General features: G+C 49.0%; 14 protein-coding genes. 10 read left to right on the forward strand and 4 right to left on the reverse strand.

The annotated features are described in order from the left end of the window. Positions 1 to 15: 15 nt before the first annotated feature. The 9 genes from nuoF (at position 16) to BM030_RS14610 (ending at position 9,757) form a co-directional block, all read left to right on the forward strand. A complete protein-coding gene (gene nuoF / locus BM030_RS14570; RefSeq protein WP_090974346.1) occupies positions 16 to 1,368 on the forward strand; it encodes an NADH-quinone oxidoreductase subunit NuoF in 1,353 nt (450 codons plus the stop codon). Between the two features lie 24 nt (positions 1,369 to 1,392). Continuing rightward, positions 1,393 to 2,406: an NADH-quinone oxidoreductase subunit G gene (locus BM030_RS14575; RefSeq protein WP_090974431.1), complete on the forward strand. Its 1,014-nt coding sequence runs from the start codon at positions 1,393 to 1,395 to the stop codon at positions 2,404 to 2,406. 40 nt (positions 2,407 to 2,446) lie between these two features. Next, a complete protein-coding gene (gene nuoH, locus BM030_RS14580; RefSeq protein ID WP_090974347.1) occupies positions 2,447 to 3,484 on the forward strand; it encodes an NADH-quinone oxidoreductase subunit NuoH in 1,038 nt (345 codons plus the stop codon). 20 nt (positions 3,485 to 3,504) lie between these two features. After that, entirely contained in the window at positions 3,505 to 4,005 is a 501-nt protein-coding gene (locus BM030_RS14585; protein WP_090974348.1) for a NuoI/complex I 23 kDa subunit family protein, read from the forward strand. A gap of 14 nt (positions 4,006 to 4,019) precedes the next feature. Further along, the gene (locus BM030_RS14590) at positions 4,020 to 4,517 is read left to right on the forward strand and encodes an NADH-quinone oxidoreductase subunit J family protein (protein WP_090974349.1); all 498 of its coding nucleotides are present in this window, start codon (positions 4,020 to 4,022) and stop codon (positions 4,515 to 4,517) included. After that, on the forward strand, positions 4,518 to 4,847 hold the full coding sequence (gene nuoK / locus BM030_RS14595) for an NADH-quinone oxidoreductase subunit NuoK (RefSeq protein ID WP_090974350.1): 330 nt from the start codon (positions 4,518 to 4,520) through the stop codon (positions 4,845 to 4,847). It begins immediately after the preceding gene. Positions 4,848 to 4,922: 75 nt separating this feature from the next. Continuing rightward, a complete protein-coding gene (nuoL, locus tag BM030_RS14600; RefSeq protein ID WP_090974351.1) occupies positions 4,923 to 6,842 on the forward strand; it encodes an NADH-quinone oxidoreductase subunit L in 1,920 nt (639 codons plus the stop codon). Between the two features lie 24 nt (positions 6,843 to 6,866). After that, positions 6,867 to 8,321: a complex I subunit 4 family protein gene (locus BM030_RS14605; RefSeq protein ID WP_090974352.1), complete on the forward strand. Its 1,455-nt coding sequence runs from the start codon at positions 6,867 to 6,869 to the stop codon at positions 8,319 to 8,321. A gap of 56 nt (positions 8,322 to 8,377) precedes the next feature. After that, on the forward strand, positions 8,378 to 9,757 hold the full coding sequence (locus tag BM030_RS14610; protein WP_090974353.1) for an NADH-quinone oxidoreductase subunit N: 1,380 nt from the start codon (positions 8,378 to 8,380) through the stop codon (positions 9,755 to 9,757). Positions 9,758 to 9,932: 175 nt separating this feature from the next. Here BM030_RS14610 and BM030_RS14615 read toward each other — a convergent pair whose 3' ends face one another. Further along, positions 9,933 to 10,700 carry a hypothetical protein gene (locus BM030_RS14615; RefSeq protein ID WP_090974354.1) on the reverse strand — a complete coding sequence of 256 codons (768 nt, stop codon included), beginning with the start codon at positions 10,698 to 10,700 and terminating at the stop codon, positions 9,933 to 9,935. Positions 10,701 to 10,882: 182 nt separating this feature from the next. Next, the gene (locus BM030_RS14620) at positions 10,883 to 11,611 is read right to left on the reverse strand and encodes a LytR/AlgR family response regulator transcription factor (protein ID WP_090974355.1); all 729 of its coding nucleotides are present in this window, start codon (positions 11,609 to 11,611) and stop codon (positions 10,883 to 10,885) included. Between the two features lie 132 nt (positions 11,612 to 11,743). On the opposite strand from BM030_RS14620, the gene BM030_RS14625 reads away from it, so the two are divergent. Continuing rightward, positions 11,744 to 12,340: a Crp/Fnr family transcriptional regulator gene (locus tag BM030_RS14625; protein ID WP_090974356.1), complete on the forward strand. Its 597-nt coding sequence runs from the start codon at positions 11,744 to 11,746 to the stop codon at positions 12,338 to 12,340. Positions 12,341 to 12,342: 2 nt separating this feature from the next. On the opposite strand, the gene BM030_RS14630 is transcribed toward BM030_RS14625, so the two are convergent. Continuing rightward, a complete protein-coding gene (locus BM030_RS14630) occupies positions 12,343 to 12,972 on the reverse strand; it encodes a response regulator (RefSeq protein ID WP_090974357.1) in 630 nt (209 codons plus the stop codon). An 80-nt stretch (positions 12,973 to 13,052) separates the two neighbouring features. Next, on the reverse strand, positions 13,053 to 14,987 hold the full coding sequence (locus BM030_RS14635) for a tetratricopeptide repeat-containing sensor histidine kinase (RefSeq protein ID WP_170845752.1): 1,935 nt from the start codon (positions 14,985 to 14,987) through the stop codon (positions 13,053 to 13,055). Positions 14,988 to 15,130 lie beyond the last annotated feature (143 nt).

Genomic DNA, 15,130 nt, shown 5'->3' on the forward strand with positions numbered 1-15,130 from the left:
CAATGACTGATTGTTATGGCTCGCAAGTTATTATTAACACATATCGACGTTCCGGGTATCCAAACCTTTGAGGTTTATCGCCAAAAAGGGGGATACCGTGCTGTGGAAAAGGCGTTGAAAACGCTTACGCCCGACGACGTAGTAGAAGAAGTGAAAAAATCCGGGCTGCGCGGACGCGGTGGCGCTGGGTTCCCTACGGGCATGAAATGGAGCTTTCTGGCAAAGCCGGAAGGCGTACCCAGGTACTTGGTCTGCAATGCCGATGAATCCGAGCCGGGAACATTCAAAGACCGTTTCCTGATGACGCATATCCCGCACGCGTTGATTGAGGGCATGATTGTATCAAGTTATGCGCTGGGTGCCAATACATCCTATATCTATGTACGGGGTGAAATGATGCCGCAGATTCGTATTCTTGAACGGGCTATCGCGGAAGCCAAAAATGCTGGTTTCTTGGGTAAGAACATATTAGGTTCGGGCTATGACCTTGAGCTGTACGTGCAGCCGGGCGGTGGTGCCTATATCTGCGGTGAAGAAACGGCACTGCTGGAATCATTGGAAGGCAAGCGGGGGAATCCGCGCATCAAGCCACCGTTCCCCGCCGTATCTGGCCTCTACAACTGTCCCACGGTGGTGAATAACGTCGAATCCATAGCGGCAACGGTCCCCATTATCAACGATGGTGGCGAAGAATATGCAAAAATAGGCATTGAGCGGAGTACGGGCACTAAACTGATCTCCGCAGGTGGGAATATCAATAAACCCGGTGTCTACGAAATCGAGTTGGGTCTGCCTGTCGAGGAGTTCATCTATTCGGATGAATACTGCGGTGGCATAGCAGGAGGCAAACGCCTGAAGGCGGTGGTCGCAGGAGGTTCTTCGGTACCGATTCTGCCGGCTAACCTTATTCTGAAAACGTTGAAAGGCGATTCGCGCCTGATGACGTATGAATCGTTGGCCGATGGCGGATTCCAGAGCGGTACGATGTTGGGCTCTGGGGGATTCATCGTATTTGATGAAGACCAGTGCATCGTGCGGAACACCTGGAATTTTACACGCTTCTACCACCACGAGAGCTGCGGGCAATGTTCGCCTTGCCGCGAAGGTACCGGATGGATGGAAAAAGTGCTCCATAAGATTGAGCATGGGCATGGGGCGTTCAGCGATATCGATCTGCTGGTAGACGTATCCAAAAAAATAGAAGGCAATACGATTTGCCCGCTGGGTGACGCGGCAGCGTGGCCCGTGGCCAGTGCCATCCGCCATTTCAGGGATGAGTTTGAATGGCACGTCACTCATGGACAGGAAGCACAAACACGCAATTATGGCTTGGCACATTATGCCGATCCGCTTGAGCCAGTGGCCTAATTGAAAAAATTGAATGGAGAAAAAATGGCTGAAGACGTAAAGTTTAAAGTAAGCATAGACGGCATTCCCGTTGAGGTCGCTCCGGGAACAACCATATTGAACGCTGCCCGCAGAATCGGCGGGGATATTGTGCCGCCAGCTATGTGCTATTATTCCAAGTTACAGGGCAGTGGGGGCAAATGCCGTACTTGCCTTGTTAAGGTAACGAAGGGGTCTGAGAAAGATCCCCGGCCGATGCCCAAACTGGTGGCTTCCTGCCGTACAACGGTGATGGATGGTATGGAGGTACAGAACATCACATCGCCGGAAGTGATCGAGGCCCGGAAGGGCGTGGTGGAAATGCTACTCATCAATCACCCGCTGGACTGCCCGATATGTGACCAGGCTGGAGAATGTCATCTTCAGGATTTGGGTTATGAACATGGGTTAGCCGATACGCGGTATGAGTTTGAGCGGCGTACGTTTGACCGCATTGATATCGGTGATAAAGTACAGTTACACATGACCCGCTGTATTTTGTGTTATCGCTGCGTTTTTGTGGCCGATCAGCTTACGACTAAGCGTGTGCACGGCGTGCTGGGCCGAGGCGACGCCGCGGAGATCTCCACTTATATCGAGAAAGCAATTGACAATGAGTTTTCCGGTAACGTGATTGATGTATGCCCGGTTGGTGCGCTGACTGACAAAACGTTCCGTTTTAAAAACCGGGTGTGGTTCACCAAACCGGTGGAAGCTCACCGGGATTGCCCTTCATGCAGCGGCAAAGTGACCTTATGGTACAAGGGCGATGAGGTGTTGCGTGTGACAGCCCGTAAGGACGAGTACGGTGAGGTGGAAGATTTCATTTGCAACACGTGCCGGTTTGATAAAAAGGCCACGTCAGACTGGGTAATCGAAGGCCCGCGTCAAGTGAAACGCACGTCCGTGATATCGCTGAACCATTATGAAAATCCGAATCCGCCGGCCGTGATCAAGAAGAATCTGGCGTTGCAGGAAGCCAATAAGGAGCAGTTTGAACGGATGAAGCAGTTATTGTAAGCGGTTAGGCGGAAGTATAATATACAAGAAGAGATAGACTATGGAATCTGCTTTGTTGTTGGAAAAAACGATTTTGGTGGTGGCTGTTTTTGCCATTACACTCTTTATCGCCATGTATTCTACATTGGTGGAGCGCAAGGTGGCCGGTTTTATGCAGGCGCGCTTCGGGCCGGACCGGGCGGGGCCTTTCGGTATCCTGCAGCCGCTGTGCGATGGAGGTAAGTTTTTCTTTAAGGAGGAGATTATTCCTGCCGGAGCACATAAATTTTTATTCATTGCGGGGCCTGCCGTGGCTATGTTTACCGCTTGCATAACCAGTGCCGTTATTCCTTGGGGGCAGGAGCTTGTTATCGGCGACAGGGTGGTTTCCCTGCAGGTAACCGATATCAACGTTGGTGTACTATATATATTCGGCGTGGTGGCGTTGGGGGTATATGGCATCATGATAGGCGGCTGGGCGTCCAACAACAAGTATTCCCTTATGGGCGCCGTGCGTGCCGCCTCACAGAGCATCAGCTATGAAATCGGCTTGGGGCTGTCATTAATCGCGTTGCTGATGGTTACCGGTACGTTATCGCTGAAAGAAATTGTAGCCCAGCAGGAAGGCTTTGTCAATTGGAACATCTGGGTGCAACCGTTGGGCTTTTTGATTTTTATGGTATGTGCCTTTGCTGAATGTAACCGCGTGCCGTTTGACCTGCCAGAATGTGAGACGGAACTTATAGGCGGGTATAACGTGGAGTATTCCTCCATGAAGCTGGCTTTCTATATGTTCGCGGAATACATCAATATGTTCGTGTCTTCGGCATTGATGGCCGCATTATATTTCGGTGGGTATAATTTCCCGTTCATGAATGAGCTGGGGTTATCGCAGAATTGGATAACGATATTAGGGGTAATTGCCTTTTTCATCAAAATATTGGCATTTATCTTCTTTTTCATGTGGATACGGTGGACGCTTCCCCGTTTCCGGTATGATCAATTGATGCGGTTGGGATGGAAGATTTTAATACCTTTGGCGGTGGCTAATATTGTGCTGACAGGCATCGTCACCATCATAAAGGATACGTATTTTTAACGAGAAAAGAAGGGTGTGACATGCAATCATTGAGTAATCGAAAAAAAGTACTGGAACAAAAGCCCATGAACTTCTGGGAGCGGATGTATCTGCCCGCTATCGGAAGGGGACTGGCCATTACCATCAGGCATTTTTTTAAACCTAAGGTTACGTATAAGTACCCGGAGGAGCAACGGCCTTACTCCAAGAATTTCAGGGGTATGCATTCGCTCAAGCGCGACGAAGAAGGGCGGGAGCGGTGCACGGCATGCGGATTGTGCGCCTTGTCTTGTCCGGCTGAAGCCATAACGATGATCTCTGCCGAGCGCCAGAAGGGAGAAGAAAACCTTTATCGGGAAGAAAAGTATGCGGCGGTATATGAGATTAATATGCTGCGGTGTATTTTCTGCGGCCTTTGTGAAGAGGCCTGTCCTAAGGAGGCCATCTTTCTGGATGGTTCGCATGTGCCGCCGGAGCAGTTACGCAAAGACTTTATTTACGGGAAAGATAAATTGGTGGAACCCAGGTTTGACTACAAGTAACCCCACGGAATAGCATGAGTATTTTTTATTTTGTCGCCTTTCTTTCTATATTTTTTGCACTGATGACCATCTTTGCCAAGAATCCTGTACACAGTGTTCTCTACCTGGTCATCACGTTTTTTACATTCACCGTACATTACGTCCTGTTGAATGCCCAATTCTTGGCCGTTGTTAATTTCATTGTATATATGGGGGCCATCATGGTACTGTTTCTCTTTGTACTGATGCTGCTTAACCTGAATAAAGATACCGAACCACTGAAGTCCAACCTGGTTAAATTCATGGGGGTCATTGCTGGCATGTGCGTACTGGTCACCCTGGTCGGCTCGTTCAGGATGCTGGAAACCTCGCAGCCGGTGACGCTGAAGAACCCCGATATCGGCTTAGTGGGCAACCTGGGCAAGGTGCTGTTCAGTGAATTTCTGCTGCCCTTTGAGATTTCTTCAATACTATTGTTGACCGCCATGGTGGGTGCGGTATTGTTGGCCAAAAACGACGCAAAAAAAGCATAAATGGAAACTGTCATCCAAAATATACAGGGTGTTCCGTTGAATCACTATATCCTGTTTTGTAGCCTTATTTTTTCTATCGGGGTAATTGGCGTGCTGATACGCCGTAACGTAATCATCATCATGATGTCCGTAGAGCTGATGCTCAATTCCGTAAACTTGCTGTTGGCAGCATTTTCGGTACATTGGGGGGATGCTTCCGGACAGGTGTTTGTATTTTTTATCATGGCGTTGGCCGCAGCCGAAGTGGCGGTGGGGCTGGCCATCATTGTCATGGTTTACCGTAATACCCGTTCGGTGGATATCAATGCATTGAACCGTCTACGCGGATAGATTACTTAAGTGTTGCCAACGGGTGGTTGGTCAATTTGAGGACGATTAACTTGAACATTTGAACCATAAAAAAACATGATAGCGTTAATTTGGTTGATTCCGGCACTGCCATTGGTAGGATTTTTAATCAATGGTCTTGGTAGGAAAGTATTGCCCAAGTCGCTTGTGGGTATTATCGGTAGCGGCGTGGTGTTGGTCGCTTTCCTATTGAGTTGTGGAGTATTCTCCGAGGTATACGCCGCTCGGCAAGCCGGCGAGGCAGCAAATTTTGTGCAGCCGGTATTCGAATGGATCCGTGCCGGTAGCTTAAATATTTCGCTTTCGCTGTTGGTGGATCCGTTGAGTGCAGCTATGTTGCTCATCGTTACGGGTATCGGCTTTCTTATCCATGTGTATTCCATCGGGTACATGAAGCATGACACGGGGTTCGCTAAGTTTTTTTCATACCTGAACCTGTTTATCTTCTTCATGCTGTTGCTGGTATTGGGGTCCAACTACATCGTGATGTTCATTGGTTGGGAAGGCGTGGGACTATGCTCATACTTGCTGATCGGGTTTTGGTTCAAAAACTCGGCTTATGCCAGTGCAGCGAAGAAAGCATTTGTGATGAACCGCATAGGCGACTTGGGATTCCTTATTGCCGTGTTCCTGATTTTTGCCACTTTTGGAACGCTTGAATTTTCGGGCATATTTCCCGAAGCGGCTCAAATGCCGGTGGGCGATACCACGTTGCTATTGATTACATTGTTGCTGTTTGTGGCAGCTACGGGTAAGTCGGCTCAGATACCGCTGTTTACCTGGCTTCCTGATGCCATGGCCGGCCCCACTCCCGTGTCTGCGCTGATTCACGCCGCAACAATGGTGACGGCGGGTATCTATATGATTGCCCGTTCCAATATCTTATTCACGCTTTCACCCATTACCCTGCAGGTCATTGTTGCCGTCGGCATCTGTACCGCCTTTCTGGCTGCGGCGATTGCGGTTACGCAAAATGACATCAAGAAAGTATTGGCCTATTCAACTGTTTCCCAATTGGGGTATATGTTCATGGGGCTTGGTGTGGGCGCTTTTACAGGTGCGTTTTTCCTGGTAGTTACCCACGCCTTCTTTAAGGCATTGTTGTTTTTAGGGGCGGGCTCCGTGATTCATGCCATGGGCGACGAACAGGATATGCGCAAAATGGGAGGATTAAAAAAGGCGTTGCCGGTGACGTTTATGACAATGCTGGTTGGCACTATCGCTATTGCGGGGATTCCTCCCCTTTCGGGTTTCTTCGCGAAGGATGAGATTTTACTGCATGTGTATGGTAACAACAGGCTGATATGGGTGGTCGGTTTCATCGGGGCCATGTTCACCGCATTTTATATGTTCAGGATGCTGTTCCTTACCTTTTTTGGAAAGTTTAGGGGTACGGCCGATCAGGAACACCACTTGCATGAATCGCCCGCAACGATGACAATACCGTTGATTGTACTGGCGGTGTTGGCAGCAATCGGAGGCCTGCTGAATGTGCCCGCGGCATTGGGAGGAAGCCATGCATTGGCAAATTTCCTGGCTCCTGTTTTTGCGGATTCCTTGGCAAAGACCGGTGAATTTCATATGGAGCACAGCACAGAATATATCCTCATGGCCGCTTCGGCGCTGGTTGCCTTAGCGATGGCACTCGTTGCCTATCGGCAGTATGTTATCAAAGCAGATCTTCCGCCCGCGGACGATGCCCCGCGCGGGTTGCTGGCTCGGCTTTCTTACCATAAGTTTTATGTGGATGAACTCTATGATGCAATAGTGGTGCGCCCACTTAATGCTTTGTCTGTATTTTTTTATCGGGTAGTCGATAAGGCGGGTATTGACGGGGTGGTCAACGGGCTCAGCAAGAGCGTGGGAGAATCCGGCAAAGGCATCCGTTTGCTACAAAGCGGCAATGTGGGTTTCTATATTTTCATGATGGTTATTGCTGTAGCTGTTTTATTGGCATACGGTATTTTTAACGGTTAATCAAGACGAAGTTATATCGCGTACATGGACAATCTATTTATACTTTTATTACTTCCGGTCCTTGGAGCATTGGTCCTCGCTTTTGTGCGGCAGGCAAAGACCGCCAAACAGCTGGCCCTGCTGTTATCATTGGTCACCTTGGCGTGTACTATCCCATTTTGGGTGGGCTTCGTGCCGGATGCCAGCATGCAGTTTGAGCAGCGTTTTGCTTGGATTCCTGCATTGGGTATCCATTTCCATATTGGGATCGATGGTATTAGCCTGCCATTGGTGCTGCTGACCAATGGTTTGATTCCCTTGATTATACTTGCTGCATTCAATTACGATTACAAGGGCGGTTTTTATGCGTTGGTACTTTTCATGCAAGCGGGGCTGCTTCTGGTTTTCACCGCGTTGGATGCCTTTGCCTTTTATGTAGGATGGGAAGTTGCATTGATACCGATTTATTTTATCTGTGCCTTATGGGGTGGTGAAAATCGCATCCGTGTAACGTTGAAGTTTTTTATTTATACGTTTCTGGGAAGTTTGTTCATGCTGGTGGCGATTATTTACTTGCATCTGCAAGTGCCTTCAGGCGATTACGCGCTGGCATCGTTCTACCAGTTGGCTTTGGATTCCGGTACGCAGCGCTGGATTTTCTGGGCCTTTTTTCTGGCTTTTGCTATTAAAATGCCTATTTTTCCATTCCATACCTGGCAGCCCGACACGTATACTGAAGCACCCACGGCCGGCACCATGCTCTTGGCGGGTATTATGCTAAAAATGGGGGTCTATGGGGTCATCCGGTGGTTGATCCCCGTGGCGCCTCTTGGCTTTGCCGCTTACGGCCAATTGGCGCTGGTACTGTGTGTCATCGGCGTCGTCTACGCGTCTATCATTGCTTTCAGGCAGCAGGATGTTAAACGGTTGGTCGCTTACTCGTCCATCGCCCACGTGGGACTCATTGGGGCGGGTGTGTTTGCCTGGAACGTACAGGGCGTACAGGGAGCAATCATCCAGATGGTTAACCATGGCATCAATGTGGTTGGGCTGTTCTTCGTGCTTGACATCGTTATCCGCAGGTTGGGTACGCGCGAGCTGGCAGCCATGGGTGGTATTGCCAAACCTGCGCCAGCGCTCGCTGTGATGTTCCTGATATTGGTGATGGGTGCGGTAGGATTGCCGCTGACCAACGGATTCATTGGGGAATTCCTGTTACTGTTGGGGATATACGAATATGGTATATGGTATGCCGCGTTCGGTGGCCTTACCCTGATATTGGGAGCGGTATATATGTTGAGGCTCTATCAAAACTCCATGCTCGGGGATGTCAATGCACAGACAGCGGTTTTTCCGGATGTTAAGGGCACGGAGTGGGCGGTGTTGACCATTCTGGTGGTATTGGTTGTCGGAATCGGCGTATATCCCAAGTCCCTATTGGATGTTTCTGAAGCGGCAGTGACGGATTTGATTGATAAAGTAAACCTGATTAATAAATAGAAATAAGCATATTCCGGGGGTGCGGTGCATCGATGGATTAAGATAATAAACAAAACATGAGTGCGATTATTACGCTGTCTTTATTAGCGATACTGCTGCTATACTTGGGACTGTTCAAAGCGAAAGCGGCATTGCTGCCAGTTTCTTTGCTGGGCCTCGTAGCAACGCTGGTTATGTACGGTACGGATTGGGCAAAGGACGCAGAGCCCCGCTACAACGGGATGGTGCTTTTTGACCAATATGCCGTGGCATTTTCTATATTGTGTGTTGGTGTTACGGCATTGGTATTATTGCTGTCGAAAAATTATTTCGATAAAGCGAGCACGCATGTGGCGGAATATTACGCACTTATCCTGTTTTCGTTGACGGGGGCCTTGTTGGTGGTTTCTTTCCATAACCTCGCCATGCTGTTCATCGGGATGGAGATCATGTCGGTTGCTCTGTATATCCTGGCCGGTATCCGCAAGAAGGATTTTGCTTCTAACGAGGCGGCGCTTAAATACTTTCTGATGGGGGCATTTTCTACGGGCTTTCTGCTCTTCGGTATTGCCCTGCTGTACGGCGCCACCGGTTCGTTTGATTTGGCGGCCATCAAAAGCCATGTAGTGGATAACCCGCATGGGGTATCACCCTTATTCCATGGAGGTATCCTGTTGTTGATTGTGGGTTTAGCTTTTAAAGTTGGCGCTGCGCCGTTCCATTTCTGGACGCCTGATGTATACGATGGCGCACCGATATTGATTACCACATTTATGAGTACAGTGGTGAAGACGGCCGCATTTGCGGGCTTTTTAAGGCTATTTGCGTTCTGCTTTGTGCCGTTACAGGATTTCTGGATGCCGGTATTGCTGGTCATTACCATTGTTACGCTGTTTGTCGGAAACATTACCGCTATCGTGCAGCAAAGTTTCAAGCGCATGCTTGCCTATTCCAGCATATCCCATGCGGGTTATATGCTTTTTGCCATCGTGGCCATCGGCGCTACGTCGGCTGAGTCGATATTGGTATACGCAGGCGCTTATTCCTTGGCATCCGTGGTAGCCTTTGGTTCGCTGATTTTGGTTAAGCGGGCCACTGGAAGCGACCATTTTGAAGCGTTCAATGGCTTGGCCAAGAAAAATCCTTACTTAGCCTTGGCTATCACTGTTGCCATGTTATCTTTGGCGGGCATCCCGCTCACTGCCGGTTTTGTTGGTAAGTTCATGATGTTTTCCGGCGTGCTGGCCGATTATCAGGTGCTGCTGGTCATCTTGGCGGCCGTCAATGCGGCCATGGGGATCTTCTATTACTTCCGTGTCATTGTCGCTATGTATTTCCGGCCCCTTGATCGCGATCAAATCGCCGTGGCGGGAGAATATAGGGTCGTATTGATCGTTGCGGTACTGATTACGCTTGTATTGGGTGTTTATCCGGCGTGGGTGGCTGGGTTGTTATAGTAGGTTGGGAGTTCCGAAGAAAACAAAAAAACCGCCCATCCGAAGACGGGCGGTCGCCCCAATGGGGTTAGGGGCTATCAACCTAAACCTAAGCATTCAGTAGCGAAAACAATGCCAAACTTTTCTTAACGAGTCCTTATTAATCAATGCCGTACAGAAGAATGATTAGGTTGCTTTATGGTTTGTAGTGATAAATGCTGGTCTGCAGTACGTTGCCATCTTCATCTTTCATGACCGAAGAGGTAGGGTATCCCTCGGCATCATACTGGTATTCTTCCTTTTGCGTTACTGCTGCACCCAAACCGGGAATCTCCATGATGGTTTCGGTTATTTCATTTTCATTGGAAAATACGGAAAACAGATCAGGAATTACCAAATACTTAAATTGTGCGGCGCTGAACGGTGATTTTTTCGTCCCATGTTTCCAGGTGATTGTAAATTCTTCCCCGCCGGATGTATACGTCACCGCGGTCAGGTTATTTTCTGTATAGCGCAATTCGTAAACACTTTCATGCCCCGTTTCATCGGTAAAGAGCATTTGATTAATCTTGCCGTTTGTCACCTCGTAAGCGATTTCCGTTTCGAAGGGATCTTCTGGGGTTTCCGGATTGAACAGCGACGATATGGCACTTATTGGTACGCCGGAGCTGTTATAGCTGATTTCGAAGATTTGCTTTGTTCCTTCAGACTCGAGTTCGAACTTTACCGCGTTGCCATGGCCATCATAGGTCACTTTGCTTTGGTATTCGTCATCATCACTGTTGTAAGCAACAAGGCGGTTTTTGTTGTCGTAAGTTAGTGTATACGTTATTGACGATCCGCCTTCGGTAGTAATGAACCGTTGGAGGTATCTCGTGCTTCCTGCAGAAGAATCCGTGTTGTCCTTTTTACAGCTTGCCGTTAACGCAAGACCTACACATACTAATAAGAGTTGGTTTTTCATATGGATTAAATTTGCCCAATTATTTATTTGATCTTGTATTATGGCAAAAGTAGGCTTCCAAGCATGTGGATTTTTTCCAAGGCTTTACCCAATGGAATATTTGCGTAGTTCTACCGAGCCTGCGGGCCAACGTCTGGTAAGGCTATAGCGGTTCCAGATCGTGGCAGGCGGATGTAACGAAGTCAAAACATTAGGTCCTTTATGACGGGCAAATAATGCCGCCCCACATTGATTTCAACGGCGTTCGGAAGTGCGATAAACAATTTGCTGATATCGCGGTAAAGTTCTTGGATATAATCAATGTTGACAATGTAGGAACGATGGATGCGGATGAAATATTCTGGATTTAGTTTGCGTTCGAGCTGGCCGATGCCATTCATGCTGAGATAGGACTCCCCGTTGATGGTGTGGATCCACGTATAATCTTTGTCAGCTTTTAAGTGGGTGATTTCATTGACCGGAATGCTGGTGAGCCGTTTCCCTTTTTCTACCAAGATGCGGGAGGGGTAGCTGGCCTTCGCGGCGCGAAGATTTTGCGTTTCGGTTTGTAAACCGGCGTGCCGTTCCCACCGCCGTAGTGCCAGCTCCATACGCTCTGCGGATATGGGTTTCAACAGATAGTCCAAGGCATGATACTCAAACGCCCTTGCGGCATAATTGGACGAATCGGAAAGTAAAACGACGGCGGGTGCGTGGGTCGCTTTGTCAAGTACATCAAACCCGCTCTCTCCGGGTAGATCAACGGCCATGAAAACCAAATCGGGCTGTAGGGCGTTGAAGTATCGAAGCGCCTCTACCCCATTACAACACTCCCAGAACACGGCACTCCGTCCAAGGCCTTTTATCAGGCGTTGGAGTTCGGTCCGGAAATTATGATCCTTGTCGGCAATCAGTAAGGTTGGTTTTCTCATAGTGATGTCCTTTTGAAAGGCAAAATTAACGTAGCTAATGACCGTGTTCACCCGACGTATGTCAGAAATTGCACGGGTCGATTTATTTTTCTATTTTGGGAGCAACTAAGCTCAAACGAGCGTGTTCGATTCATGATACCGAGAAAGCTCTACGAACCTGTATGCACCTTTGCACGGCAATATGAAATATTCTTCACGCCCGCCGAATACAAGTTGATAGCCGCTCATACACAGCATCGGGTTCTGCCGCCGCATACAGTCATCATGGAACAGGGCAAGGTGGTCAACACCTTGTATTTTTTGAATAGCGGTATCGCCCGTTTATACCGGGTAGAGAAGGGCGTGGATCACACATTGGGTATCGTTTCTACCAATTACTTCTTGTCTACGCCGTTATACCTCCAGAGTGGTCAGTTATCCACCTGCGCGTTAGAATCGCTGACAACTGTCGATGTCTTGCTTTGGGATAAAGCAAGCGCGCTATCATTGAAGAAAGCGATACCGAAGAAGATGTACGATATGGAACTGGCCATTATGGATCGGTTGCTGAACTGGTTGCAGGATAATCAGATAGATGCCATTTGTATGACCGCAGAAGAGCGCTATAAGAAACTAATGGAAACCCAGCCGGAGGTCATCCAACAGGTGCCCTTGAAGTATGTTGCGTCGCTTTTGGCCATCCACCAAGATAGCCTTAGCCGGATACGGAAGACGTTGGGCCAGAAGTGAGGCTATATCAAACCTCGCAGATAGGCCTCCTTGACCAATCCTGCTGAGTTTTTAATGTTCAGTTTCTGGTTGAGGCTATGCCGATGGGATTCTACTGTGCGGACGCTGAGGAATAGTTTGTCGGCGATCTCTTGGTTGGAATATTCATTGGCAATCAACGTTAGGATTTCACTCTCCCGTTTGGTAAGTTTGATTGCAGCTGATGCGCGCTTGCCGGAGATAGCTTGCTGCAGGATAAGCTGTTCTATCGGGCGATCCAGAAATTGCCGGCCTTCATATACTGCGTGGATAGCGTTTAACAGGTTTTGCTTATCGGTTCCTTTCAGCAAATAACCCTTTGCGCCGCTGCGCATCATTTTTCTTACGTAAACCACTTCGTCGTGGTTTGTGAGTGCGATAATGGGCAAGGCCGGGTATTTTTCCAGGACGGCAGTACATAATTCGATACCGTTGCTGTCAGGCAATTCGATATCGAGCAACAAGACATCCGGCAGCTGGCGCTCCAGTTCGATCATCAGCTGTTTGCCGTTGCTGGCGGTAAATACGACAGGGCAATCCGGCTGATCACTCAGCATATGGCCCAGTCCACTGATGATCAGCGAGTGGTCATCCACAATTCCAATGGTAATCATACATGTATATCTCCTTAAGTCTTAGGCAAATTTAAACTAATTATCGCGTTGCTGTATCCGTATCACCACGTAAGATAGCGTTATCCGGAGAAGTGCGTTTCCAATCCCGTACTGACAAGTTGCATCACGGTAGCCGTTTCAATTTCGATGTAGATGAAGGTTCCTTTTCCGGGTGCGGAATGTACTTCGTGGCTGCCCTTGAGCAATTGTATCCTGGAGGCGAGGTTTTCCAGCCCAAGGCCGGCGCCCTTTGATGCGCCTGGCTCAAATCCCCTGCCGTTGTCTTCAATGGTGATGGAGAGCCGTGGGCCGTCGCCCACGAGCTGCACGATAGCTTCAGTGGCATCAGCATGCTTCACGATATTGGTTACCGCTTCCTGAATGGTTCGGTATAGCAAGAGTTCAGCGTCTTTGTCCAGTTTCGGGAGTTTCCCTACCACATAACACTCCAATTGCAAACCCGGATGGTTCACGCGCCTGCAAAACTCCTGCACCGCTTGTTCAAACCCGTCGTTAAGTACCCGCTCGGGGGCCAGATTGTGGGAGAGGTTGCGGATTTCCTGTACGGCGGTTTCGATTAGCTGCCCCACGAGTATATCGGTTTCGGTATCTCCTTTTGACTTTGCGTTAATGTGGAGTTTGGCGGCCGATAAGATGCTGGCCACGCCATCGTGCAGTTCGCGGGCGGTGCGCGCCCGCTCCTTTTCTTCGCCACGCAGCTGCGCTTCCAACAGGCGGTTTGCCTGCTCAGTAATTTCATTTTTCCGTTTCTGTTGGTTGATTAGCCGATTGAAAACCAATAGCAAAACCAATAGCACAATCAGGGAGACAGATAGAATTACCCATTTATTCTTGCGCTCCAGTTCGCCGCGCTGTTTGCTGATTTGCAAGTCACGCTCGGCAAGCGCCTTCTCTTTCTCGGAAGTTTGGTATTTCACTTCGAGCTCCTGTATGGCATTGTGTGTTTCCTGATTGCGCAGCGAATCGTTGATTTGTTCATACTGCTTCCGAAGCGCGAGCGCTTCTTTATAGTTACCCATAGCCTCCTTGATTTCCGCGCCCGAAAGGTACAGTTCAATAAGCTGAGGTTTGGCTAGTTCCCGTTCGGCCAGCATACGTGCGCGATCGAAATGCGTATTGGCTTGGCCGTACTGCTTCATGCCGTTGTACACCGAAGAAATGCCCATGAGGATATACACTTCGTTGCCGGGAGGCGCTTTAGCCAGAAGCCGCTGGGCTTTTTTAAAGGTTTCCAACGCGAGTGGATACCGTTTTTGCATGCGATAGATATCGCCGAGGTTATTGTAAGCTTTCAGCTCCATTTCGGTGTCGCCGAGCGACTGGCCGACGGCCAGCAGTTGCAAGCCATGTTTCTCCGCATCAGCCAGCTCACCGGCCATCGCTTCGGCTACCAGTAGGTTTATCAGGCTCCATCCGATAGCCAAAGTGTCTTGCAATTGCTCAGCGATTTCGAGTGCTTTCACGGCATATTCCTTACCCTTCTTCAGATCGTTCATATCCAGCAGCAGCGAACTGAGGTTGTTGTAGTATTTCCGGCGATCCGAGAGATCCCGGGCGGTGGGGCTTTCGATTTCCGATGAAATCTCCAGTGCTTTCATCAGGGACTCGGCGGCTTGCTGCAACTTTCCGTGTGCTTGGTGTTGCAGGGATATGTTGTTGTAAGCATATCCCATGCGTTGCTTATCGCCCATACGTTCACTTACTTCCAATTGCAATTTAGCCATTGTCATCGCCTCTTCGTACCGGATTTGACTATATAGAAATACGCAATAATGGCCGGCATACATCAAGAGCCCTCGGTCGAATTTCAGCTCTTGGGCTAACCGTCCTGCCCGCCGGAAATCCTTTTCCGCGGCATCAGTCAGCCCTTGTTGTTGCTTGTCCCTTGCCGCCTCGATAAGCTGAATTACCTGGGCTGTGTCCTGTTTGACTATCTGACCACTGGCGTTGGCATGAACAAAAATAAAAAGGCACAGAAAGCGAAGCTGTTTCATGGTTAGTCGTTGTTTTCGCAAATTATGTAGTGTAGACGAGAGAGTGGCTTCGAATGTTACAGCCATTTGTTTGTTGCGTAGTACTACGTAAAAATCCTTTCCGGTAGAACCCCGATAAACATGATACGTTAGTCGGTTTACTT

Source organism: Parapedobacter composti (assembly GCF_900112315.1).
Lineage (GTDB): Bacteria > Bacteroidota > Bacteroidia > Sphingobacteriales > Sphingobacteriaceae > Parapedobacter > Parapedobacter composti.

Bases quoted from the DNA above. Each gene is read 5' to 3' on its own strand.
- nuoF (WP_090974346.1), top strand. From the start codon at position 16: ATGGCTCGCAAGTTATTATTAACACATATCGACGTTCCGGGTATCCAA.
- BM030_RS14575 (WP_090974431.1), top strand. From the start codon at position 1,393: ATGGCTGAAGACGTAAAGTTTAAAGTAAGCATAGACGGCATTCCCGTT.
- nuoH (WP_090974347.1), top strand. From the start codon at position 2,447: ATGGAATCTGCTTTGTTGTTGGAAAAAACGATTTTGGTGGTGGCTGTT.
- BM030_RS14585 (WP_090974348.1), top strand. From the start codon at position 3,505: ATGCAATCATTGAGTAATCGAAAAAAAGTACTGGAACAAAAGCCCATG.
- BM030_RS14590 (WP_090974349.1), top strand. From the start codon at position 4,020: ATGAGTATTTTTTATTTTGTCGCCTTTCTTTCTATATTTTTTGCACTG.
- nuoK (WP_090974350.1), top strand. From the start codon at position 4,518: ATGGAAACTGTCATCCAAAATATACAGGGTGTTCCGTTGAATCACTAT.
- nuoL (WP_090974351.1), top strand. From the start codon at position 4,923: ATGATAGCGTTAATTTGGTTGATTCCGGCACTGCCATTGGTAGGATTT.
- BM030_RS14605 (WP_090974352.1), top strand. From the start codon at position 6,867: ATGGACAATCTATTTATACTTTTATTACTTCCGGTCCTTGGAGCATTG.
- BM030_RS14610 (WP_090974353.1), top strand. From the start codon at position 8,378: ATGAGTGCGATTATTACGCTGTCTTTATTAGCGATACTGCTGCTATAC.
- BM030_RS14615 (WP_090974354.1), bottom strand. From the start codon at position 10,700: ATGAAAAACCAACTCTTATTAGTATGTGTAGGTCTTGCGTTAACGGCA.
- BM030_RS14620 (WP_090974355.1), bottom strand. From the start codon at position 11,611: ATGAGAAAACCAACCTTACTGATTGCCGACAAGGATCATAATTTCCGG.
- BM030_RS14625 (WP_090974356.1), top strand. From the start codon at position 11,744: ATGATACCGAGAAAGCTCTACGAACCTGTATGCACCTTTGCACGGCAA.
- BM030_RS14630 (WP_090974357.1), bottom strand. From the start codon at position 12,972: ATGATTACCATTGGAATTGTGGATGACCACTCGCTGATCATCAGTGGA.
- BM030_RS14635 (WP_170845752.1), bottom strand. From the start codon at position 14,987: ATGAAACAGCTTCGCTTTCTGTGCCTTTTTATTTTTGTTCATGCCAAC.